The organism is Petroclostridium sp. X23, assembly GCF_030013905.1.
GTDB lineage: Bacteria > Bacillota > Clostridia > SK-Y3 > SK-Y3 > X23.
The window spans coordinates 419420-440775 of sequence record NZ_CP124862.1 but is presented as its reverse complement, the minus strand read 5'-3'; the positions used below and the strand labels follow the sequence as shown (position 1 = coordinate 440775).

The window sequence follows — 21356 nt, the reverse complement described above, 5'->3', positions numbered from 1 at the left end:
CATGAAATGGGCGGCAGAAATATATTTAACAGCTTTAATTATGCAATTAGCGGAATAATATATGGTATCAAAACGCAGAGGAATTTGAAAATCCACTGCGCAGCAGCTTTAGGTGCGTTACTCCTCAGTCTTTTTTATGACTTTACGAGATTAGAATTATTGATCCTGGTTTTTACCATCGTTGTTGTATTTATCGCCGAACTGATCAATACGGCCATAGAAAAGGTTGTGGACATGATTGTAGACACTTACCACCCTTTGGCAAAAATAGCTAAAGACGTAGCCGCCGGTGCGGTTTTAATTGCTTCTGTGAATGCACTGGTAGTAGCGTATATATTGTTTTTCAGTAAACCTCGGGTTATTCACACTTTAATGAATCTGTTCGAAAGAGTAAGAGAAACGCCTGTGCATATTGCGTTTATTTCATTAATCATTGTACTCATATTGATTTTTTTAGTAAAAGCGCTTTATGGCAAAGGGTTGCCATTACATGGAGGGGTCGTCAGCGGCCATGCGGCAATTGCTTTTTCTATTACCACTGCGATAAGTTTTATTACCAAAAGCCCGGTCATTATTACGATGTCGCTGCTGTTGAGTTTTATGGTTGCACAAAGCAGGGTTGAGGGAAGAATTCATAGTGTGCTGCAGGTTACACTTGGTGCATTGCTAGGCATGGCCACTACATTGTTGCTATTTAGCTTGGCAAATATGTAATGTCGATTTTGGTACTGTTAATGAGAATAAGATAGGGGCAGGCCTTGTGTCCGCCTTTGATAGAGATATTGTGTGTTTTGGAGGGCAGACACGAGGCCTGCCCCTACAACATAATAACTAAATTAAGAATTAAAAATATGTAACTTGGTTATTTATATATAAAAATGACGTTTGTATAATCAAAGGAGTGATATCGTTAATGGACGAAAAAAAATTATTGGAATTAGCTTCCGAAGCAAGACAAAACTCATATTCTCCTTATTCAAAATTCAGAGTGGGTGCAGCCTTGCTCACTAAAAGCGGTAAGATATTTACCGGATGCAATATTGAAAATGCAACATATGGGGCCACATGCTGTGCAGAAAGAACAGCTATATATAAAGCAATCTCAGAGGGTGAAAAGGAGTTTGATGCGATTGCGGTTCAGGGAGACAATGAGGGACTTACTTTTCCCTGCGGCATTTGCAGACAAGTTATTTCTGAATTCGCACCGGATATTCAAGTGGTTTTAGGAGACCATAAGGGGAATGTTAAGAAATTTTCATTAAGTGAATTGCTGCCGCACGCGTTTTATAAAGAAAACCTGAATGTCAGTGAATAATTAATAATGAATAGTGAATAGTGAATAATTAATAATGGACAATGTACAGTGTACAATGGACAATGAAAAGAATAGTATATAATTAAAAGTGAACATTGAATGATTAAAGGAGCTTATGACGAATGACAAAAGAATTTAAATCGGGATTTGTTTCGATTATCGGAAGACCTAATGTGGGGAAGTCCACCTTATTAAATAATATGATAGGTGAGAAAATAGCCATTATGTCTAATAAACCACAGACAACAAGGAATAAAGTCCTTGCGATTTTATCTACTGAAGAATACCAAATTGTATTTATGGATACGCCCGGGATTCATAAACCGAAGAATAAGCTTGGTGAGTTTATGGTGAAAGCCGCCAGAGATACATTGAATGAAGTAGATACGATCTTATTTGTGGTAGAAGCCGATAAAAATATCGGACAAGGAGAATTAAAAATTATAGAAGAGTTGAAAGGTACCAACACGCCTGTCATACTAGTGATCAATAAAGTTGACCTGGTGAAAAAGGATATGATATTGCCCTTAATTGAGGAGTATGGAAAGGTATTTGATTTTCATTCCATGATTCCTATTTCCGCACTTAATAACGATGGAACAACGATGATTTTGGATGACATAAAAAAGATTTTACCTGAAGGTCCTCAATATTTTCCTGAAGATATGATTACCGACCAGCCTGAAAGGCAGATAGTGGCGGAAATCATACGTGAGAAAGTACTCCAGCTGCTGCAAAAAGAGGTGCCTCATGGTGTTGCGGTTGAGGTTCTTTCTATGAAAGATAATCAGAACAAGGATATTATTGAGATCACAGCGAATATATATTGCGAAAAAGATTCACATAAAGGTATAATAATAGGGAATAAAGGTGTTACGTTAAAAAGAATCGGAAGTTTGGCTAGAGCCGATATTGAGAAATTCCTCGGTTCGAAGGTATTTTTGGAAGTATGGGTGAAGGTAAAGAAAGATTGGAGAAATAAAGACTTTTTCATTAAAAATTTCGGATATCAATAAAAAAACTATATTTATACTGAAGCGCCATCTCGACCCAAGAATCCTATTTATTGCTTGTATATTAGAATCTTTTTAAGGATACCCTAATATTACATAATTTCACGATATGAGGGGGACTTAGAGAAAATGTTACAATCATTTATGTGGAATACTTTTGAAAAAACCGGTAATATCGATGCTTATCTTTCTTATAAGGAAATTGAGAAATTAGGTGCAAGAGAAGGAATAAATATCAACCCTATGGAAGAATCTAATGGTGATGATGTTATGAGAAGTATATAAAGAATCAGGACGTTTTATGTCCTGTTTTTTTATCTATAATAAGTTAAATTAAATAATTGGATATTGCAAGTCAACGGAACGCCACGGGGGGCGTTCCCTACGAATTGTAAATCATATATGAATGGACTTTGATATTTTATGTAGGGAACGGCCCCTGTGCCGTTCCGAGTTATGATATATACCAGTGAGGACGGATAGGAATGGCTTTAATAAAAACACAAGCGTTAGTAATAAAGGAAATAGGAGTTGGCGAGGCTGATAAAATTATAACATTATTTACGCCGAAAAACGGAAAAATCCAAGCATCCGCGCAAGGTGCCAGAAGACCTAAAAGCAGGCTGATTGCGGCCTGTCAGTTTTTATGCTATGGTGATTTTGTCTTGTATAAAGGTAAAGAGATTTATAGGGTCAGTCAAGCAGAAGTGGTTGAAAGCTTTTATAATATTAGAAATAGCATAGAAAAGCTAAGTTATGCGACTTATTTTGTTGAGCTTACTTCTGAAGTGATAGAAGAAAACTATGGAGGAAGCCAGTTATTAAAACTATTGCTAAATACCTTGCATATGCTTTCTGTATCCGATAAAAAGCCAAAATTATTAAAGATTATTTTTGAACTGAGATTAATGAGTATCATAGGGTACGCACCTAATCTGGTCGCCTGTACAAATTGTGGTTCACCTGAATCAAAAATGTATTTTAACAGTACAGTGGGTGGATTGATTTGTCTCAAATGTATGGCTGGTATGAAAAGCAGAAATAACTTTACCATCAGCGAAGGCGCTCTATATGCTATGCGCTTTATTCTTTACAGTGAGATGAACAAAATCTTTTCTTTTGAAGTGTCTGAAAAAGTCCAAGAGGAACTTGATGCGATTACGCAAGATTTTATATTGACGCATATTGGAAAAGAGTTTCGCTCGTTAAAATTCCTTAAAAATATGGCTAATGCAGGTGAATTGTATCCATTTATATGATAGTATGTTTAAATAACCGGACATATGGGAAAATTTTTTAATAAAATAGTAAAAAATATGATGAAAAAGATATATTTTGTGATATAATAATAGCCGCAATGTGGTAATAGGTTGTTTTAACAACTTACATACAATATATATATATAGCACATAGGAGGTAGAATTCATGAGTCAAAAGTATGTTTACCTTTTTAGCGAAGGTGACGCAAGCATGAAAAATTTATTAGGTGGTAAAGGTGCCAACCTTGCAGAAATGACTAAGCTTGGATTCCCGGTACCACAGGGCTTCACCGTTAGTACTGAAGCTTGTACAAGATATTACGAAGATGGAAAAGTAATTGCTGATGACATTCTTTCACAAATTGAAGAAAAATTAGCTGAAACTGAAAAAATCGTTGGAAAGAAATTCGGTGATGTAAATAATCCATTTTTGGTATCTGTCAGATCCGGTGCTAGAGCTTCCATGCCTGGTATGATGGATACAATCCTTAATCTTGGTTTGAATGATGAAGTGGTAGAAGGTCTTGCGAAACTTACCGACAATGAAAGATTTGCATATGACAGCTACAGAAGATTCATTCAGATGTTCTCTGACGTTGTAATGGAAGTTTCAAAACCAAAATTCGAAAAATTAATCGACGCTATGAAAGAAGAAAAAGGTGTTCAGTTGGACACTGAACTGGATGCCAACGATTTAAAAGAATTGGTTGTAAGATATAAGAAGCTGTTTAAAGATGAAAAAGGCTTTGACTTCCCACAGGAGCCTAAACAGCAGATGATCGAATCAATCAAAGCAGTTTTCCGTTCATGGGATAATCCCAGAGCGATCGTATATAGAAGAATGAATGATATTCCAAGCGATTGGGGTACAGCCGTTAATGTACAGGCAATGGTATTTGGTAACATGGGTAACGATTCCGGTACCGGTGTTGCGTTTACAAGAAATCCATCTACCGGTGAAAAGAAACTGTACGGTGAATTCTTAATGAATGCACAAGGTGAAGACGTTGTTGCAGGTATCAGAACTCCTCAGTCAATTTCTCAGTTGGAAGATATTATGCCTGAAGTTTATAATCAATTTGTTGAAATTGCTGAAAATCTTGAAAACCACTATAGAGATATGCAGGATATGGAGTTTACTATTGAAAAAGGTAAACTATATATGCTTCAGACCAGAAACGGTAAGAGAACTGCTGCTGCTGCATTGAAAATTGCAGTTGACCTTGTAAGTGAAGGTATGATTACAAAAGAAGAAGCTGTACTAAAGGTTGATCCAAAGCAGTTGGATGCATTATTACACCCAACCTTTGAACCAAAAGCTTTGAAAGCTGCTAAGGTAATCGCAAAAGGTCTTCCTGCTTCTCCTGGGGCTGCTGCCGGTAAAGTATATTTTACTGCAGAAGATTCGGTTGCTGCCGGTAAAGCTGGAAATAATGTAATTCTTGTTAGAATGGAAACATCACCTGAAGATATCGAAGGTATGGCAGTAGCTCAAGGTATCCTGACTGCCAGAGGCGGTATGACATCACATGCTGCGGTTGTTGCAAGAGGTATGGGGACTTGCTGTGTAGCCGGATGCGGAGAGATGAAAATCAACGAAGAAGAAAAATTCTTTGTTACGAAAGACGGTACAAGATTCAATGAAGGAGACTATATCTCTCTTGACGGAAGTACCGGTAATGTTTACGGTGAAGCTGTAACTACTCAAGAAGCACAACTGACAGACGACTTCAATACTTTCATGATTTGGGCTGATGAAATCAGAACATTAAAAGTTAGAACAAATGCGGATACACCAAGAGATGCGGAACAAGCTATGAGCTTTGGTGCTGAAGGGATCGGTCTTTGCCGTACAGAGCATATGTTCTTTGAAGAAGATAGAATCCCGGCTGTACGTGAAATGATTGTTGCAAAAACAGAAGAACAAAGAAGAAAAGCACTTACTAAGCTTCTTCCGATGCAAAGAGGAGACTTTGAAGGAATATTCAAGGCAATGAAAGGACATCCGGTAACCATCAGACTATTGGATCCTCCACTGCATGAATTCTTACCTCATGCTGATGAAGATATTGCTTCACTGGCAAAAGAAATGGGACTTTCTTTCGAAGAACTCAAAGAAACTGTTGACAGCTTGCAGGAATTCAACCCGATGTTAGGACACAGAGGCTGCCGTCTTGCAGTGACTTATCCTGAAATTGCTGAAATGCAGGCTAGAGCAATCATTGAAGCAGCTATCAATGTTAATAAAGATGGCATGAGTGTTATTCCGGAAATTATGATTCCTCTTGTAGGAGAAATAAAAGAATTAAAATATGTTAAAGATGTTGTTGTTAAGACTGCTGATGCGATCATCAAAGAAGCAGGCGTAGATCTTAAGTATATGGTTGGTACAATGATTGAAGTACCTAGAGCCGCTGTAACAGCTGATGAAATTGCCAAAGAAGCTGAATTCTTCTCCTTCGGAACAAATGACTTGACTCAAATGACATTTGGATTCTCCAGAGATGATGCCGGTAAATTCTTAAACGATTACTATGACAAGAAGATTTTCGAATCTGATCCATTTGCAAGACTTGACCAAACAGGTGTTGGCAAGTTGGTAGAAATGGCAGTTAAGCTTGGTAAGCAGACAAGACCTGACATCAAGTTAGGAATCTGCGGTGAGCACGGCGGAGACCCATCTTCCGTTGAGTTTTGCCACCATGCAGGATTAAACTATGTATCCTGTTCACCATTCAGAGTACCGATCGCAAGATTGGCTGCTGCACAGGCAAGAGTAAATGAATTAAAAGGTACTAAAGATTTAGGACAAAAATAATCAATAAAAGCAAAAAAGACTTGACGTGATGTCAGGTCTTTTTTCTATGAAAAAGATAATTTTAAAAAAGTGTTATAAAAAGAAGGAAATATTGCATATTTGTAGTATATATATTATAAGACTTTTTTATTAGCTTGAGTCAAACAAAAGGTGATGCGTGATGAATATTAGAGAACAAACTGAACGATTGGAACAAGAGGTATTGTCTTCATTTGCTCAATTATGCTCAAAAAGCAGGGGGAGATCCCGTGAAGAGAAAAAATGCGAGATACGAACCGATTACCAAAGGGATAGAGATAGAATTATTCACTCAAAATCATTTAGAAGGCTGAAACATAAGACTCAGGTTTTTATTACCCCGGAGGGTGATCATTATAGAACGAGATTAACACATACTTTAGAAGTGGCACAAATTGCAAGAACGATTGCCCGTGGACTACGATTAAATGAAGATTTGACTGAAGCGATTGCATTAGGGCATGATCTTGGACATACTCCTTTTGGACACGCAGGAGAATACGTTTTAAATAAGATTTGTCCACATGGCTTTAAGCATTACGAGCAGAGTTTACGTGTAGTAGATATTCTGGAAAATGGAAAAGGGATGAACTTAACCTATGAGGTAAGAGATGGCATCGTGAATCATACCGGAGATCATATGGCGTCTACGCTGGAAGGGCAAATTATAAAATATGCGGACCGCATTGCCTATATCAATCATGATATTGATGATGCAATTCGAGGTGGTATATTAAATATGGACAATATGCCCAAGCATTGCACCGAAATACTTGGTGAGAGTCATGGACGACGTATTAATACGATGATCACTGATATTATTTATCAAAGTCAAAACAAAAACTGTGTGAATATGAGTAAAGAGGTTTATCAGGCAACCATGGATCTCAGAAAATTTATGTTTGATACCGTTTATGTGGGCTCAACCGCAAAGAAAGAGGAACAAAAAGCACAAAATATTGTTATTGAATTATATGATTATTTTATAAAATATCCGGAGAAACTGCCGCAAGAGATGGGAATTTTATTTGATAAGGAAGATAAGCATAGAATAGTATGTGATTATATTGCCGGCATGACCGATAGATATGCGATTCAAAAATTCTATGAGATATTTATACCCGCATCATGGCGAAAAGTATAGAATGCATAAAATTGTAAATTATGGCTATAACTATTTAATGATTAATAAAAATTAAGTTTTATAAAATATATTTAATAAAAAAAGAAGGAATTTCAATGCTTTTGTCGAATAAATTAAGTCGTATGATTTTAAAGCATTGATGAATATTATATTCTAAGGGAGTTTTAAGATGGCTCAATTTTATCCTGATGAAGTGATACAGGAAGTAAGAGCTAATAATGATATAGTAGATATTGTATCTGAATATGTTCAATTGAAAAGAGTTGGTAATCGGTTTATGGGATTGTGTCCTTTCCATAAGGAAAAGACACCTTCATTCTCTGTATCGCCGGACAAGCAATTATACAACTGTTTTGGATGTGGAGCTGCCGGGACAGTGATCCATTTTATTATGGAAGTTGAGCATTTGGATTTTATTGAAGGATTAAAATTGTTGGCAGACAGAGCGAGGATTGTTTTACCCGAAGGAAATATGGATGGAGAACAAGCGAAAAAGATAGAGCAGAAACAGTTGATTCTAGAAATTAATAAAGAAGCTGCAAGATACTTTTTTAAATGCTTAAATTCTCCTGAAGGGCAAGAAGCCAGAATATATCTTAAAAACAGAATGATAAATAAAGATACTGTTAAGAGCTTTGGTTTGGGATATGCACTTAAATCCTGGGACGCACTCATAAACTACTTAACAACAAAAGGCTACAGCATTAACGATCTGCTGCAAGCAGGATTAATCATCGAGAATAAAGATAAAAAAACATATTATGATAGATTCAGGAATAGAATAATATTTCCTATTATTGATTTAAGAGGAAATGTCATAGGATTTGGCGGGAGAGTGCTGGATCATTCGCTGCCGAAATACCTAAACTCCCCTGAAACAATAGTGTTCAATAAAAGTCGGAATCTTTACGGTTTGAATTATGCCAAAAATTCCGGAAAAAAAGAATTAATTATTGTTGAAGGATATATGGATGTTATATCTCTCCATCAAAATGGAATAATAAATAGCATAGCGTCATTAGGTACAGCACTTACGCATGATCAAGCAAGATTGATCAAGAAGTTTTGTCAGGAAGTGATTATTGCCTATGACTCAGATGCGGCGGGACAGACCGCAACTTTGAGAGGACTTGATATTTTAGCTGATACTCAGTGCAGAGTTAAAGTTCTTACAATAAAAGAGGGCAAAGATCCCGATGAATATATTAAACTAAAGGGTGTGGAGAGATTTAAAAAGAGTATTCAGGAGTCTAAAAGCCTTGTTGAATACAAAATTGATTTGCTGAAAAATGAATATGATATTGATGATATTGAACAAAAAATTAAATTTGTAAATGAAATGGCAAAGATCTTTGTAGGCATTCAAAATGCAATTGAAAGGGATGCTTATGTTCAAAAGATCGCGCAAGAAACAGGTATTGCCAGTCAGGCTATTTTTGCCGAGATTCAAAAAATAGCGGGAAGAAAAGCTTACATCGAGCGAACGAATTTAATGAAAGTCCGTGATGAGACATATAAGAATACCAAAACAACTGCAGTAAAAAAAAGTATAAAAAATTCTAAACTGGTAAATGCTGAGAAAATGCTTTTAAATGTTCTATGTTATGATAAAAATACATTTAATAGAATAAGAGAAATAATAAGTCCGACTCATTTTACTGATGAATTGCATCAAAAGGTCGGGGCGATGATATATAGTGCTAGGAACAATCATGATGAGATAGATCCGACGCAAATCGTTACCGGATTTGAAGGAGAGGAAATGCAGATCGTTGCATCGATCCTTCATATGGAAACGAACTTTGAGGATAATTATCAAGCGGCAATCGAACTTGTAAATAGTATTAACAAGGAAAAGAATAAGCAGCAGATCAAATCAAGTTTACAAGAAGGGAATGTTGAAAAATTACATACATTACTGGAGGAATACAAAAAAAATATACTGTAATCAGGAAAGGAGGGACATCCGTTGATGAAAACAAATGAGAGTAAGAAAGCGATTGTGAAAGAGCTCTTGGATAGAGGGAAGACCAAAGGAATGCTAACCTATAAAGAAATAATGGATACACTTGAAGAAATTGAGCTCGATCCCGATCAGATTGAGAAAGTATATGAGACCATAGAACATATGGGCGTTGAAATTATAGGCGATATAGAACAGGAACTTGAAGAAATACAATTAACAGAAGAAGATCTGGATATAAGTATTCCTGAAGGTATTAGCATCGATGATCCTGTTAGAATGTATCTCAAAGAAATTGGTAAAGTCCCTCTGTTAACACCGGAAGAAGAGATTGACCTTGCACAAAGGATGGAGCAGGGCGATCAAGAGGCAAAAAGACGTTTGGCTGAAGCTAATTTAAGACTTGTTGTTAGTATCGCTAAAAGGTATGTAGGGCGCGGGATGTTATTTCTGGATCTTATCCAAGAGGGAAACCTAGGATTAATAAAAGCGGTAGAAAAGTTTGACTATAAAAAAGGTTATAAATTCAGTACGTATGCTACATGGTGGATAAGACAAGCGATTACCAGAGCGATTGCTGACCAGGCCAGAACAATTAGAATACCTGTTCATATGGTTGAAACCATTAATAAATTGATACGTGTTTCAAGGCAGCTGCTTCAAGAACTTGGCAGAGAGCCTCAGCCTGAAGAAATCGCTAAAGAGATGGGAATGTCTATAGAAAAGGTAAGAGAGATTATGAAAATAGCTCAGGAGCCTGTATCGTTGGAAACTCCCATTGGTGAAGAAGAAGACAGTCATCTGGGTGACTTTATCCCTGATGATGATGCGCCCGCACCGGCAGAGGCGGCCTCCTTTACATTGCTAAAGGAACAGCTGATTGATGTGTTGGATACCTTGACCCCCCGTGAAGAAAAAGTTTTGAGGTTAAGGTTTGGTCTGGATGATGGCAGAGCAAGAACGCTTGAGGAAGTGGGAAAAGAGTTTAACGTTACTAGAGAAAGAATTCGTCAGATAGAGGCTAAGGCTTTAAGAAAATTAAGACATCCAAGTAGAAGTAAAAAATTAAAAGATTATCTTGATTAAGAAGTTCGATTGACCATTTGTCAATCGAACTTTTCGTCTTTAATTGCACTTTTTTGAAATGTATGATTATTTCATATAAGTATATAATAAATGAAGATGTACAAAATATAACTTATCGGGAGGTGATTTTAAAATGGATGCTATAGATTGCCTGGAAAGAGCATGGCTTAATTCACAAGAAACAGTAAGAGATTTTGAGATGTATTCAAAGAGAATAAGAGAAGGCGAAATCAGCCAAGTTTTCAAACAATTTGCTGAAGAAGAAGGCATGCATGCAAAAAAATTACGTGAACTTTTAATCAAGTATAAAGGTGAACCTATGGATAGCGCTTTGCATAATAATGGAGAAGTAGAGTAGTTCACAGTTCACAGTTCACGGTTCACGGTTATTGAAGACTTTAATAAAGTCCGATTCTGTGAAAAGTGAACTGTTACTATTAAAAATTTATTTTTAAATATTGAAAAAATAAAAAGATAGTTGTATAATATTATATGCGACGTTCCTCAATAGCTCAGTCGGTAGAGCATGCGGCTGTTAACCGCAGGGTCGTAGGTTCGAGTCCTACTTGAGGAGCCATTATTTTTGGGCCTTTAGCTCAGTTGGTTAGAGCAACCGGCTCATAACCGGTTGGCCCGGGGTTCGAGTCCCTGAAGGCCCACCATATATGAAACATTGTTAATGCTGAAGGCCAGATAGGATGATATTCCTGTCTGGTTTTTTGGTTTGGAGGATTTGAAAAAATGTACAATGGACAACAAAAAATGGACAATGTACAATGTACAATGTACAATGATAAGGCATTTAGGCATAAACTTAAGATATCAACACGACTGCGTGTGATTGCGGATAAAGTGATTCCAGGGGCTAAAGTTGCTGATATTGGGACTGATCATGCATATATACCGATATATCTTGTGACTGGAGATATAGCAAAAAAGGTGATCGGATCGGATGTTCGAAAAGGCCCTGTACAGAAAGCCAAAGATAACTTAAGAAAATTCGGTTTGAATGATAAGATTGACATACGCTTAGGGGATGGTCTGGAAAAAATAAAGGTTGGGGAAGTAGATACTATTATTATTTCCGGTATGGGGGGGGTATTGATTTGTGATATTCTGTCTAAGGCATCCAAGGTGTTAGAAGGTATAACACGCTTGATTTTACAACCTAACATAGCGCATGAAGAGGTTAGAAAATGGCTTGTCTTGAACCATTATCACATTGTTGATGAAGAGTTGGTTGAAGAAGATGATAAGTTATATAATATCATCGTTGCCGAACATGGAAGAGAAGAAACAAGTGATCAAATAGATTATTATATAGGACGTAAACTGGTTGAAAAAAAAGACCCGCTGCTAAATAAGTTATTAAAACATAGAATTGATGAAATGAATAAAATCATTTCTCAAATAGAAGGTAAAAAAACCGATAATGTATTAAAAAGATTGGACGAATGCAAAACAAGATTAAATGATTATCAAGAGCTTTTGAAATTCATATGAAGGAGGAAGGATATGACCAAATGTAAAGACATCATGGGAATGTTAGAACAGCTTGCACCGATACGGCTTGCAGAGAATTGGGACAATGTAGGATTGCTTTTGGGAGATCGGGAACAGCCTGTCAATCATATGATGGTAACGCTTGATGTAACGATGGAAGTAGTACAGGAGGCTGTCAAAAAGAAAGTTAATATGATCATTGCGCATCATCCTTTTATCTTCAAACCTCTGAAAGCAGTCGTACAGCAAGATTATCTGGGTGCGATGGTACGTACGTTAATAAAAAACGATATAGCTGTTTATGCGGCTCATACCAATTTGGATATATGTCAAGGCGGGTTGAATGATATCCTCGCAGATAAGATGAATTTAAAAAATATTCAGGTTCTGGATGTATTAAGCAGAAAAAAGCTAAATAAAATTGTTGCATTTGTTCCGGTAGGATATGAAGACGCGGTTAGGCAGACGATGACAAGTGCAGGTGCCGGATGGATCGGCAATTATAGTGATTGTACATATATGACGGGCGGGACAGGGACATTTAAGCCGTTAGAAGGCACCAACCCATTCATCGGTAAACAAGGTAAAGTCGAAAAGACTGAAGAGTATCGGTTGGAGACAGTTGCACCGGCAGAAAAAGTGAAGGATATCATACAAGCAATGATTGAAGTCCATCCATATGAAGAGGTAGCTTATGACGTATATCCTTTAGAAGTGGAAGGTGATGCTGTGGGTTTAGGAAGAATAGGATATCTTGAAGAGCCGACGCCTTTTCATGCCTTTATTTCTTCATTAAAAAAGGTGCTGGGTATTCAGTATGTAAAATGTGTTGGTGATGAAAATAAATTGATATCAACAGTAGCATTGTGCACCGGGAGTGGCGGTGATTTTATTTCATCAGCTATTCAAAAAAGGGCGGATGTATATATTACAGGAGATATCAAATATCACCAAGCACAGCTTGCGCAGCAAGCAGGAATTAATTTGATTGATGCCGGTCATTATGAGACAGAAAATATTGTCGTCCCATATCTGATTGAATATTTAAGCAATAAGTGTAAAGATGCGGATGTTAAAATATCTGCTTCTGAAAGAAATGATAACATTCTTCAAGTAAAATGACTGAAAAAGAAATAAATTACATTTGACATCTAACTCTAAACGTGCTATTATAGTATTCCACGTTAAAAGTGAATATGAACGAGTAAGCCAGATGATCGCGGATGCAGTGCCGAAAGGCCGCATTTGAGGAAAGTCCGAGCTCCATAGGGCAGGGTGCTGGGTAACCCCCAGTGGAGGCGACTCTAAGGAAAGTGCAACAGAGATATACCGCCACTTGCATGCAAGTGGTAAGGGTGGAAAGGCGAGGTAAGAGCTCACCAGCGATTAGGTGACTAATCGGCTATGTAAACCCCACTTGGAGCAACACCGTATAGAGGAGAAGTACCTTCGAGGTACAACGTCGGCCCGGCGTCTCCCGGGTAGGTGGCTTGAGCTGTGCAGTAATGTATGGCCTAGATAGATGATTATCGAATACAGAACTCGGCTTATAGACTTGCTCGTTATAAATATGTGAAAAACGTCCTTAATGGGACGTTTTTCACATATTTATGATTTTTTGGGAAGGAATTTATAAATATTTATTGAATTATTATAAAAATTACATCAATTAAAGTGGAGGTTGTCATGAATAATAGACAAGTAAAAGTTGGCAAGAGATATAGACATTTTAAAGGAAATGAATACCTGGTCTTGCATATTGCAAAACACTCGGAAACGCTAGAGGAGCTTGTCGTATATCAGGCTTTATATGAAGAACATGGTATATGGGTCCGGCCGCTCGAAATGTTTTTAGATCAGAAGGAAGTAGACGGCACATTAATTAATAGATTTGAAGAGATTGATGAATGAACTTGCTATAATGAACATTCCAAAGAGTATCATCAAATTATATGATTGTGGTATCTACATGTCAATATATATAAGTAAATCGATAAAAATAGTTAATTTTTATTCAATACGCTAGTTGTTATATTTTTATCACATGTTATAATATACTTTGTGAGTATATTACATAATCAATTTTAGGAGGGTTTTTATGAAATTTAAATCAGTAGTGGTATCAGTAGCATTAGCAACTGCTCTATTAGCGGGATGCGGTGCAAAAGAAGCTGAAGAAAAGAAAGAAGTGCAAACACCACCGGCAGCTCAAGAACAGAAAGCAGAACAGGTGGATGTAGTGACTACAGCATCATTAGTAAATGAAGAAGCAGCGTTCTTAAAGGCGATCAGCAAAGACGGAACATGGATTGTATGTACATTAGAAGATATGAAAATTGATAAAGAGCTGGTATTGGAAGGTGAATTCCATAACAAAAACGATGCCGCTCAACCACTTTATCGTAAACTGGCTCTTTATGCTCAAGATGCAGATCATAAAGTAACAGCAAGATATACCTTGACTGCACCAAAATTAACAATTAAGAGTCCTAATGCCAAAATTCAAGGTGGTACTTTTAAAGGTGATGTATATGTAGAAGCAAATGGATTTATCGTACAAGATGCTAAAATTGAAGGAAATGTTTATTTTGCTAACGAAGAATTCAAATCTACATTCAAAACAGAAAAAGAAGGTACTGTAACCGGCACTACTGAAGTGAAACAGTAATAGTATATTCTAAATAAGCTTTATTTATTTACAAACAGTTAATCGATTGTAAAAACAATTGGTTAACTGTTTTTCTATTTAAAAAATTTATGTTTAAGCTTAAGCGAAAAGTGATAAATATCTAATATAATTGCAGTATAACGATAGAATATCACCAGATTATTCAAAGAATTAGAAAGACCATTTGTGATATCCTTATGCGCCTTTGATTTTGGAGCTAAGATATATCAGTATTCTAGCAACGTACTTTATTTGCAAAGACGGAGGGATAGATAATGGGGAAAGATTGCACATTTACAAAAAGTGTTAATGTTTTACTAATGGTGGCTATGTTGACAGCTCTTTATCTCAGCAGTTTATATAATTATTTGTTATTTCACTCCATTGCCGAAATATTTAGCATTTGCATAGCTTTCACTATATTTATGTTAACGTGGAACTCTGAAAAATATATCAAGAGCAACTATCTTTTGCTCATTGGAGTTGCTTATCTTTTTATTGGATTTCTGGATTTATTACACACGCTTTCATATAAAGGGATGAAAATTTTTACCGATTACGATTATTATGCCAACCAATTATGGATTGCTACCAGATATATGGAAAGCGTCACCTTGCTAACAGCGTTCATTTTTATCAGAGTAAAGAAGCATATCAGTGTTTATACGACTTTTTTCATTTATGTTTTTATTACGGCAATTATTGTATTTTCTATATTTATATGGAGAATATTTCCTATCTGTTTTATTGATGGTGTAGGATTAACATCTTTTAAAAAGATCAGTGAATATATTATTAGCGGTTTTTTAGTACTTTCAATATTTTTTCTATATAAAGGCAAGGCCAATTTTGATCATAAGGTATATCAATATCTATTATGGTCTATTATTTTTACAATAGGCTCCGAGCTTGCTTTTACTTTTTATATCAATAATTACGGAGTATCCAATCTAGTTGGCCATTATCTGAAGATATTTTCATTTTATCTTATTTATAAGGCAGTCATCGAGAAAGGGATCCGTGAGCCCTATGAGATTATATTCAGAGAATTAAAAGAAAATGAACAAAAGCTTTGTGCCCAGAACGACCAATACAGGAACCAAGCAATTATGGACGGATTGACAGGCTTATACAATCATAGATATTTATATGAAAAATTGGAAGAAGAAATGGAATGCTGCAATATATATGAAAGTGATTTGAGTATAGTGCTATTTGACATAGATTTTTTTAAAAAGGTTAATGATAGTTACGGACATGTGGTAGGCGATGAAATATTAAGGTCTATCGCTAAAATCATTGAAAAGAACATCAGAAGTTCGGATATAGCCGGTAGATATGGAGGAGAAGAATTTCTAGTCATACTGCCGAAAACGAATTTAGAGGGAGCTTATTTAGTTGCGGAAAAAATAAGATTGGCGATTGAATCAAACATATTTATAAATGGCATTAAAGTTACGATAAGCGGGGGTGTTTGTGAGTATAGCGGTGAAAAGGCCAGCGGATTAGTTCAGAGCGCTGATGAAAAGATGTATAAAGCAAAACATTCAGGTAGAAATTTAATAGTGATGTAACAAGTATCCTGAAAGTAAAAGATGATGACTATTTAATACCGGGTTAATTATTCACATAACAGCATGAGAATACATATCCTGTATTAAGTATACATAATATTATTACGTTATACCTTTGGGTTTTTAGTATAGTCGGCTATCCAAAATGCATTACTGGACTTTTGAACCATAATCTTGTATGATGTACAATTTCTTTAAATAAAAATGAGCCGGCTCTTCTTAATTACGAGGAGGTATAATGGAATATCAGTTAAAGAAATTAGTACAAAACACAAAAAATGGCAGCAATGAAGCTGCACAAGAGCTTTTGAATTCTTTAAGACCGCTTATTGTGTCATCAATCAAAAGATATGCATATCCGGATATGGATATGGATGAACTATTGCAAGAGGGATACCTTGAAGTATTACGTTTAACTTATGATTATGATGAAAGTAAAAAGACGCCTTACCTAGGATATGTAAAGAAATATTTAAAGTACTTTTATTTGAATTATTATAGAGGAGAAAGAGTGATTTATGATTCATTAAACCGAGAAGTAAGCATCGGAGATGAAGCAGTTGAAATAATCGATTTGATAGATGATAAAAATGCCGGTGTAGAAGATGAATGCGAAGGGAAAGAAAGAAGTAAGGAGCTTTATTGTGCTATAAACCGGTTAACATTGAAGCAAAGACGGATAATATACCAGTACTATTTTTGTCAAAAGCCATTAAAAGAAATTGCTAAAGATATGCACATGTACTATATGAGCGTAGTGAAGCTAAAGAAAAGGGCGCTATTAAAACTTGAAACCCTATTAAGAGCCCATTAATTAATCTGAAAAAAACCGGGAGGATTGTTTAGATGGATATGCTAGAAAACATACCGGCAGGGTGTATAGCTGCAATCATTCCTGAGTATGAACCAAACACAGGAAACGTCACGCGGATTTTAGATGTTGACGGCAATGAATATAAGATATATAAAAGAGTAAAAACCATATTAAAAAAGCTGGGGAGAATTTATGCTATCGACCTTCCTGCACTCCGGCTTAAATATGCGCCTATTCTAAATCAGCAAAATGTTATTCCTCTTCCGTTTAACGAAAATGTTATTCTTATACCGATTAAGATGAGAAAGCCTATTGCGGAAAACGACGGAAGCTTAGGATATGTTAATCTGTCAATGATTGAAAAAATTCAAAAGAAGAAAGATAACAACTATGCCGAGATCATCTTGTCAAACGCATTATGCATTCAAAGCATAGTGAATTATTCAACAGCTTGTAAGCATATCAAAAATGCGCAGATTGTTAAGCAGCATTATCTTAAGTTGCATGGTAAAATCCCAAATCATCATAAAGTTGAGGAGCTATATTCTCAGTATCAGCAGCTTGCAACTAAGAATGATATTGCTATTCTCAATGATCAAATCGCAGAGTTGAAACATTATATTAAAAAAACTATATTTTTCAGTAAGGAGTGAATAGTGGGGAGTGAGGAGTTTTTATTATCTCCTCAATATAGCAAACCATATGTAGAATTATAATTTTCAAACTTATATATCATGCCAGTTTTTGTAGGGATGGACGACTCTGTCCACCCGCAGATCATCCAACTAAAAATATTGGATATAGTATCCTATTTAAAAGCGTGCAGGACATATAATGTGGCTAATAACAGCGGCTGATGAAGTAAATAAATCAATAAAGAATGATTGCCTAAGAAAGACATGTAAGTATTTTCTAATGTGAAATTGAAAATGCTTTTTCTTTCTTTATATACGACTCTGCCTATAACAATACCAATAATAAATACACTAAGCCAAGGCATTAAAGGATAATAATCCATAGACCCAAAATTTTTATCTGTCAAACCGATAACAAACAAATAAGGAGATTGTACGGTCATTTTTAAAAAATAGTTTCCGATAATGATAATCAAAGTACTCGCTGTTAGCAATAGTTTGGTACTAAGCTTATTAATTAAGCTATATAATATCATACTAGTTCCTAGAAAATGCAAGATTCCGAAACGGATATACATTTCCGGTGAAAAAATATAAGTAACAGCAGTAAGGATTAGACCAAACGAAAAAACTTTTAAACCACGTTTCATATTACTTTTACTAAAAGTACAGCTAACTCCAGATACAAGCATAAATAATATCGCGGAGAGCTTACCTTCATAGCTCCAAAAGCCGCTTAAGTATTCTATATCATATGAATAAAAATCTTTTAAGTCTACAATCAGATGGAAGATTACCATCAGGATGATAGCTGTTCCTCTTATGAAATCTATCTCCCAGACACGGTTATTCTTTTGCATGTTATATCTCCTTTTAGTGAGGCGTAGGGAGAGGATAGTAAGGAGATAATATAAACTCCCTGCTTCTCACTATTCACTCCCCGCTAAATAAGTTACATATTATTATATTATCTTATTTTTTTTGAGAATGCTATATTTTGATGTATAATCGCATTGATTATTTATTATATTTCTTTTCAAAAAGGGGAAAAATACCTTTCGAGGTGATGAGATGAGAATTGAAATGAATGGGAAAGAATATCAAGGTGATTATGTAGAAATCATCAATCAACTAAAGAAAGATAATCTTATAGAAAAAGATATATCGACATATGAATATGCGAATGATTTGGCATATCTTATGATGAGGTTTTTTGATAAGGATGTGGATACTGAAACAACAGACCTTGAAAAGAAATGCGAAGGACTGGTGAAAGAATTGTTAAGAAAAGGCTTGGCTAAACGGCTTGATTAAATAGTCATAAAACACATTTAAAATATTAATTTCAAATTTTTAAAGCAGGGACGGTTCGAAACCTCTAAAAAGTCCGATTTAGCACGAAGAGAAAATCGGACATGGGGACTGGTCTGCTGTCCGGCCTGGTTTTTGGCCGGACTGTGGCCCTGTCCCCGTGTCCGATTTTCGAACGATAAATACTTTTTCAGTGTTTTCGAACTGTCCCTATGCTGTATGGAGAATAATGTCATAAAATATAGAATATTCTTAATTCCCAGGAAATAATTACAGGAAATAGGTTGATATTTATTTCATTGTTCAAAAAAGTATGATAATATATTTAGATATGAAAAGGTATATGATTACTACAATATAACTAATCTATCACTATAGATATGTCGTTAGAGGTGCAGTGAATGAGTAAAAGAGAGAAAATTAATATTCCGATAGAGGAGATAAATAAACAAAAAGAAGCAATCGCAAGAGTCAGGGAAAAAAATGATTTTGACATGCAGCGGTCAGGGAAGCAAAAACTTGCAATCATCATTACCTACGGTTGCCAGCAAAATGAAAATGATTCCGAACGTCTCCGGGGTATGTTGCGAGATATGGGTTATTCGTTTACCGAGGATAGAGAAGAAGCCGACTTGATTTTGTATAATACATGCTGTGTAAGAGAGAATGCCGAATTGAAAGTTTTCGGAAATATCGGTGCTCTGAAGCATTTAAAGGCGCGAAAGCCGCATCTTCTCATCGGGATATGCGGGTGCATGATGCAGCAGGAGCATATTGTTGAGCAGATTAAGAAAAAGTACAAGCATGTGGATATGGTTTTCGGGACACACACGTTGTATAAGTTTCCCGAAACACTGGAGAAAGCAATGAATGAGGCATATACCGTCATCGATGTTATGAATACCGACGGGTATATTGTTGAAGATATTCCTATTCATAGGGAAGGTACGGTAAAAGCTTGGGTTTCCATCATGTACGGCTGCAACAATTTTTGTTCATACTGTATTGTACCTTATGTACGGGGAAGAGAGCGAAGCAGAAATCCTAAAGATGTTATTTCGGAAGTATCACAACTGGTAGCGGAGGGATATAAGGAAATCACACTGCTGGGTCAGAATGTGAATTCATACGGCAATGATCTGGAGGCGGACATTGATTTTGCTGATTTATTACAGATGGTTAATGATATAGAGGGTGTTAAGCGAATTAGATTTATGACTTCCCACCCAAAGGATATCAGCGACAAACTCATTGATGTGATGAACAAGTGCAAGCATGTCTGCGAACAGCTTCATCTTCCGTTTCAAGCGGGAAGCAATAACGTTTTAGAACTGATGAATAGAAAATACACCAGAGAGAAGTACCTCGAAATTATTCGAAAAGTGAAGCAAGCTATCCCGGATGTAGCGCTAACCAGTGATATCATTGTAGGATTTCCCGGTGAAACGAATGAAGATTTTGAAGGTACTTTAGATATCATTAAGCAAGTGGAATTCGATTCTCTTTTTACTTTTATATATTCTCCAAGAAAGGGTACACCGGCTGAAAAAATGGACGATGTACTAAGTAAAAAAGAAAAACAAGCCAATTTCCAAAAGCTTTTAGATATTCAGAATGAAATATCATTAAAGAAAAACCAACAATATCTTGGAAAAAATGTTGAAGTATTAGTTGAGGGGTACAGTAAGAATAACCCCGATATGCTGACCGGTCGTACAAGAACAGGGAAAATCATTAACTTTTCAGGAAATGAGGAATTGATTGGGACATTTATTAACGTACTTGTTGAGGATGTTCAAACATGGTCTTTAACAGGCCGACATGTGAAGGAGGATATTTAATGGATACCATCATTGAAAAAGCAAAAAAATTAGGACAAATGATTGCCGGTTCTAAAGAATATATACGGTTAAAAGATGCGGAAACAAACCAAAAAAATGATGAGCAGGCGCAACAGATGCTGGCGCAATACACTGAATTGAAAAAGAAGGCTGCGATAAGAATGAAGCAGGAACAACTAGGCAGTGAAGATATTAGCGCTGTAAAAAAAGAAATACAGGATGAATTTGATAAATTGATGCAAAACGAAGTGATTAAAGAATATGTTGAAGCAAAGAAAGCTTTCGACAATCTGGCCCAATTAGTAAATGAAGGTATTTCTTATTATATAACGAGTCAGGAAAAGAAGGGCTGCGCCCCAAGCAAGTGCGGGGGCTGCAGCGGCTGCCAGTAACA

21 protein-coding genes, 2 tRNA genes and 1 other RNA gene are annotated in these 21356 nt (G+C 36.0%); 23 read left to right on the top strand and 1 reads right to left on the bottom strand.

What is annotated here, in order from left to right; all coding sequences use genetic code 11:
• Nucleotides 1–6 precede the first annotated feature (6 nt).
• From QKW49_RS02105 to QKW49_RS02010, 20 genes are all read left to right on the top strand, one after another.
• The gene (locus QKW49_RS02105) at nt 7–714 is read left to right on the top strand and encodes a diacylglycerol kinase (RefSeq protein WP_282865940.1); all 708 of its coding nucleotides are present in this window, start codon (nt 7–9) and stop codon (nt 712–714) included.
• A 199-nt stretch (nt 715–913) separates the two neighbouring features.
• Nucleotides 914–1315, top strand: coding sequence for a cytidine deaminase (gene cdd, locus QKW49_RS02100; protein WP_282865939.1), 402 nt, complete (start codon nt 914–916; stop codon nt 1313–1315).
• A 122-nt stretch (nt 1316–1437) separates the two neighbouring features.
• A complete protein-coding gene (gene era, locus QKW49_RS02095) occupies nt 1438–2331 on the top strand; it encodes a GTPase Era (RefSeq protein WP_282865938.1) in 894 nt (297 codons plus the stop codon).
• Between the two features lie 126 nt (nt 2332–2457).
• The gene (locus QKW49_RS02090) at nt 2458–2613 is read left to right on the top strand and encodes a YqzL family protein (RefSeq protein WP_282865937.1); all 156 of its coding nucleotides are present in this window, start codon (nt 2458–2460) and stop codon (nt 2611–2613) included.
• A gap of 200 nt (nt 2614–2813) precedes the next feature.
• Entirely contained in the window at nt 2814–3587 is a 774-nt protein-coding gene (gene recO, locus QKW49_RS02085; RefSeq protein WP_282865936.1) for a DNA repair protein RecO, read from the top strand.
• A 166-nt stretch (nt 3588–3753) separates the two neighbouring features.
• Nucleotides 3754–6405, top strand: coding sequence for a pyruvate, phosphate dikinase (gene ppdK / locus QKW49_RS02080; protein WP_282865935.1), 2652 nt, complete (start codon nt 3754–3756; stop codon nt 6403–6405).
• 160 nt (nt 6406–6565) lie between these two features.
• Nucleotides 6566–7567, top strand: a complete 1002-nt coding sequence (locus QKW49_RS02075) for a deoxyguanosinetriphosphate triphosphohydrolase (RefSeq protein ID WP_282865934.1) — start codon at nt 6566–6568, stop codon at nt 7565–7567.
• Nucleotides 7568–7736: 169 nt separating this feature from the next.
• Nucleotides 7737–9515: a DNA primase gene (gene dnaG / locus QKW49_RS02070; RefSeq protein ID WP_282865933.1), complete on the top strand. Its 1779-nt coding sequence runs from the start codon at nt 7737–7739 to the stop codon at nt 9513–9515.
• A 24-nt stretch (nt 9516–9539) separates the two neighbouring features.
• Nucleotides 9540–10616 carry an RNA polymerase sigma factor RpoD gene (gene rpoD, locus QKW49_RS02065; RefSeq protein ID WP_282868039.1) on the top strand — a complete coding sequence of 359 codons (1077 nt, stop codon included), beginning with the start codon at nt 9540–9542 and terminating at the stop codon, nt 10614–10616.
• 133 nt (nt 10617–10749) lie between these two features.
• Complete coding sequence (locus QKW49_RS02060) at nt 10750–10974, top strand: ferritin family protein (protein ID WP_282865932.1); 225 nt, start codon at nt 10750–10752, stop codon at nt 10972–10974.
• 143 nt (nt 10975–11117) lie between these two features.
• Nucleotides 11118–11193: transfer RNA gene (locus QKW49_RS02055), tRNA-Asn, on the top strand.
• Nucleotides 11194–11201: 8 nt separating this feature from the next.
• Nucleotides 11202–11278 (top strand) — tRNA-Ile (locus QKW49_RS02050).
• A 79-nt stretch (nt 11279–11357) separates the two neighbouring features.
• Complete coding sequence (locus QKW49_RS02045; RefSeq protein WP_282865931.1) at nt 11358–12119, top strand: class I SAM-dependent methyltransferase; 762 nt, start codon at nt 11358–11360, stop codon at nt 12117–12119.
• Nucleotides 12120–12131: 12 nt separating this feature from the next.
• The gene (locus QKW49_RS02040; RefSeq protein ID WP_282865930.1) at nt 12132–13241 is read left to right on the top strand and encodes a Nif3-like dinuclear metal center hexameric protein; all 1110 of its coding nucleotides are present in this window, start codon (nt 12132–12134) and stop codon (nt 13239–13241) included.
• A 79-nt stretch (nt 13242–13320) separates the two neighbouring features.
• Nucleotides 13321–13685: RNase P RNA component class A (gene rnpB, locus QKW49_RS02035), an RNA gene on the top strand.
• A 120-nt stretch (nt 13686–13805) separates the two neighbouring features.
• Nucleotides 13806–14030, top strand: coding sequence for a DUF1653 domain-containing protein (locus QKW49_RS02030; RefSeq protein ID WP_282865929.1), 225 nt, complete (start codon nt 13806–13808; stop codon nt 14028–14030).
• Nucleotides 14031–14217: 187 nt separating this feature from the next.
• Nucleotides 14218–14787, top strand: a complete 570-nt coding sequence (locus QKW49_RS02025) for a hypothetical protein (RefSeq protein ID WP_282865928.1) — start codon at nt 14218–14220, stop codon at nt 14785–14787.
• A 275-nt stretch (nt 14788–15062) separates the two neighbouring features.
• Nucleotides 15063–16361 (top strand): GGDEF domain-containing protein, encoded by a 1299-nt coding sequence (locus QKW49_RS02020; RefSeq protein WP_282865927.1) that lies wholly within the window; start codon nt 15063–15065, stop codon nt 16359–16361.
• A gap of 238 nt (nt 16362–16599) precedes the next feature.
• Nucleotides 16600–17175 carry a sigma-70 family RNA polymerase sigma factor gene (locus QKW49_RS02015; protein ID WP_282865926.1) on the top strand — a complete coding sequence of 192 codons (576 nt, stop codon included), beginning with the start codon at nt 16600–16602 and terminating at the stop codon, nt 17173–17175.
• Nucleotides 17176–17207: 32 nt separating this feature from the next.
• Complete coding sequence (locus QKW49_RS02010; protein WP_282865925.1) at nt 17208–17828, top strand: hypothetical protein; 621 nt, start codon at nt 17208–17210, stop codon at nt 17826–17828.
• Nucleotides 17829–17983: 155 nt separating this feature from the next.
• Here the strand turns inward: QKW49_RS02010 and QKW49_RS02005 are convergent, their stop codons facing one another.
• Nucleotides 17984–18670 carry a heparan-alpha-glucosaminide N-acetyltransferase gene (locus QKW49_RS02005; protein WP_282865924.1) on the bottom strand — a complete coding sequence of 229 codons (687 nt, stop codon included), beginning with the start codon at nt 18668–18670 and terminating at the stop codon, nt 17984–17986.
• A gap of 211 nt (nt 18671–18881) precedes the next feature.
• Here QKW49_RS02005 and QKW49_RS02000 point away from each other — a divergent pair, with 211 nt between their 5' ends.
• The 3 genes from QKW49_RS02000 (at nt 18882) to QKW49_RS01990 (ending at nt 21354) form a co-directional block, all read left to right on the top strand.
• Nucleotides 18882–19124 carry a hypothetical protein gene (locus tag QKW49_RS02000; protein WP_282865923.1) on the top strand — a complete coding sequence of 81 codons (243 nt, stop codon included), beginning with the start codon at nt 18882–18884 and terminating at the stop codon, nt 19122–19124.
• A 398-nt stretch (nt 19125–19522) separates the two neighbouring features.
• Entirely contained in the window at nt 19523–20962 is a 1440-nt protein-coding gene (gene miaB, locus QKW49_RS01995) for a tRNA (N6-isopentenyl adenosine(37)-C2)-methylthiotransferase MiaB (protein WP_282865922.1), read from the top strand.
• Nucleotides 20962–21354, top strand: coding sequence for a YlbF family regulator (locus tag QKW49_RS01990; protein WP_282865921.1), 393 nt, complete (start codon nt 20962–20964; stop codon nt 21352–21354). The genes miaB and QKW49_RS01990 overlap by 1 nt, the downstream gene beginning before the upstream one ends.
• The last annotated feature ends 2 nt before the right edge of the window (nt 21355–21356 follow it).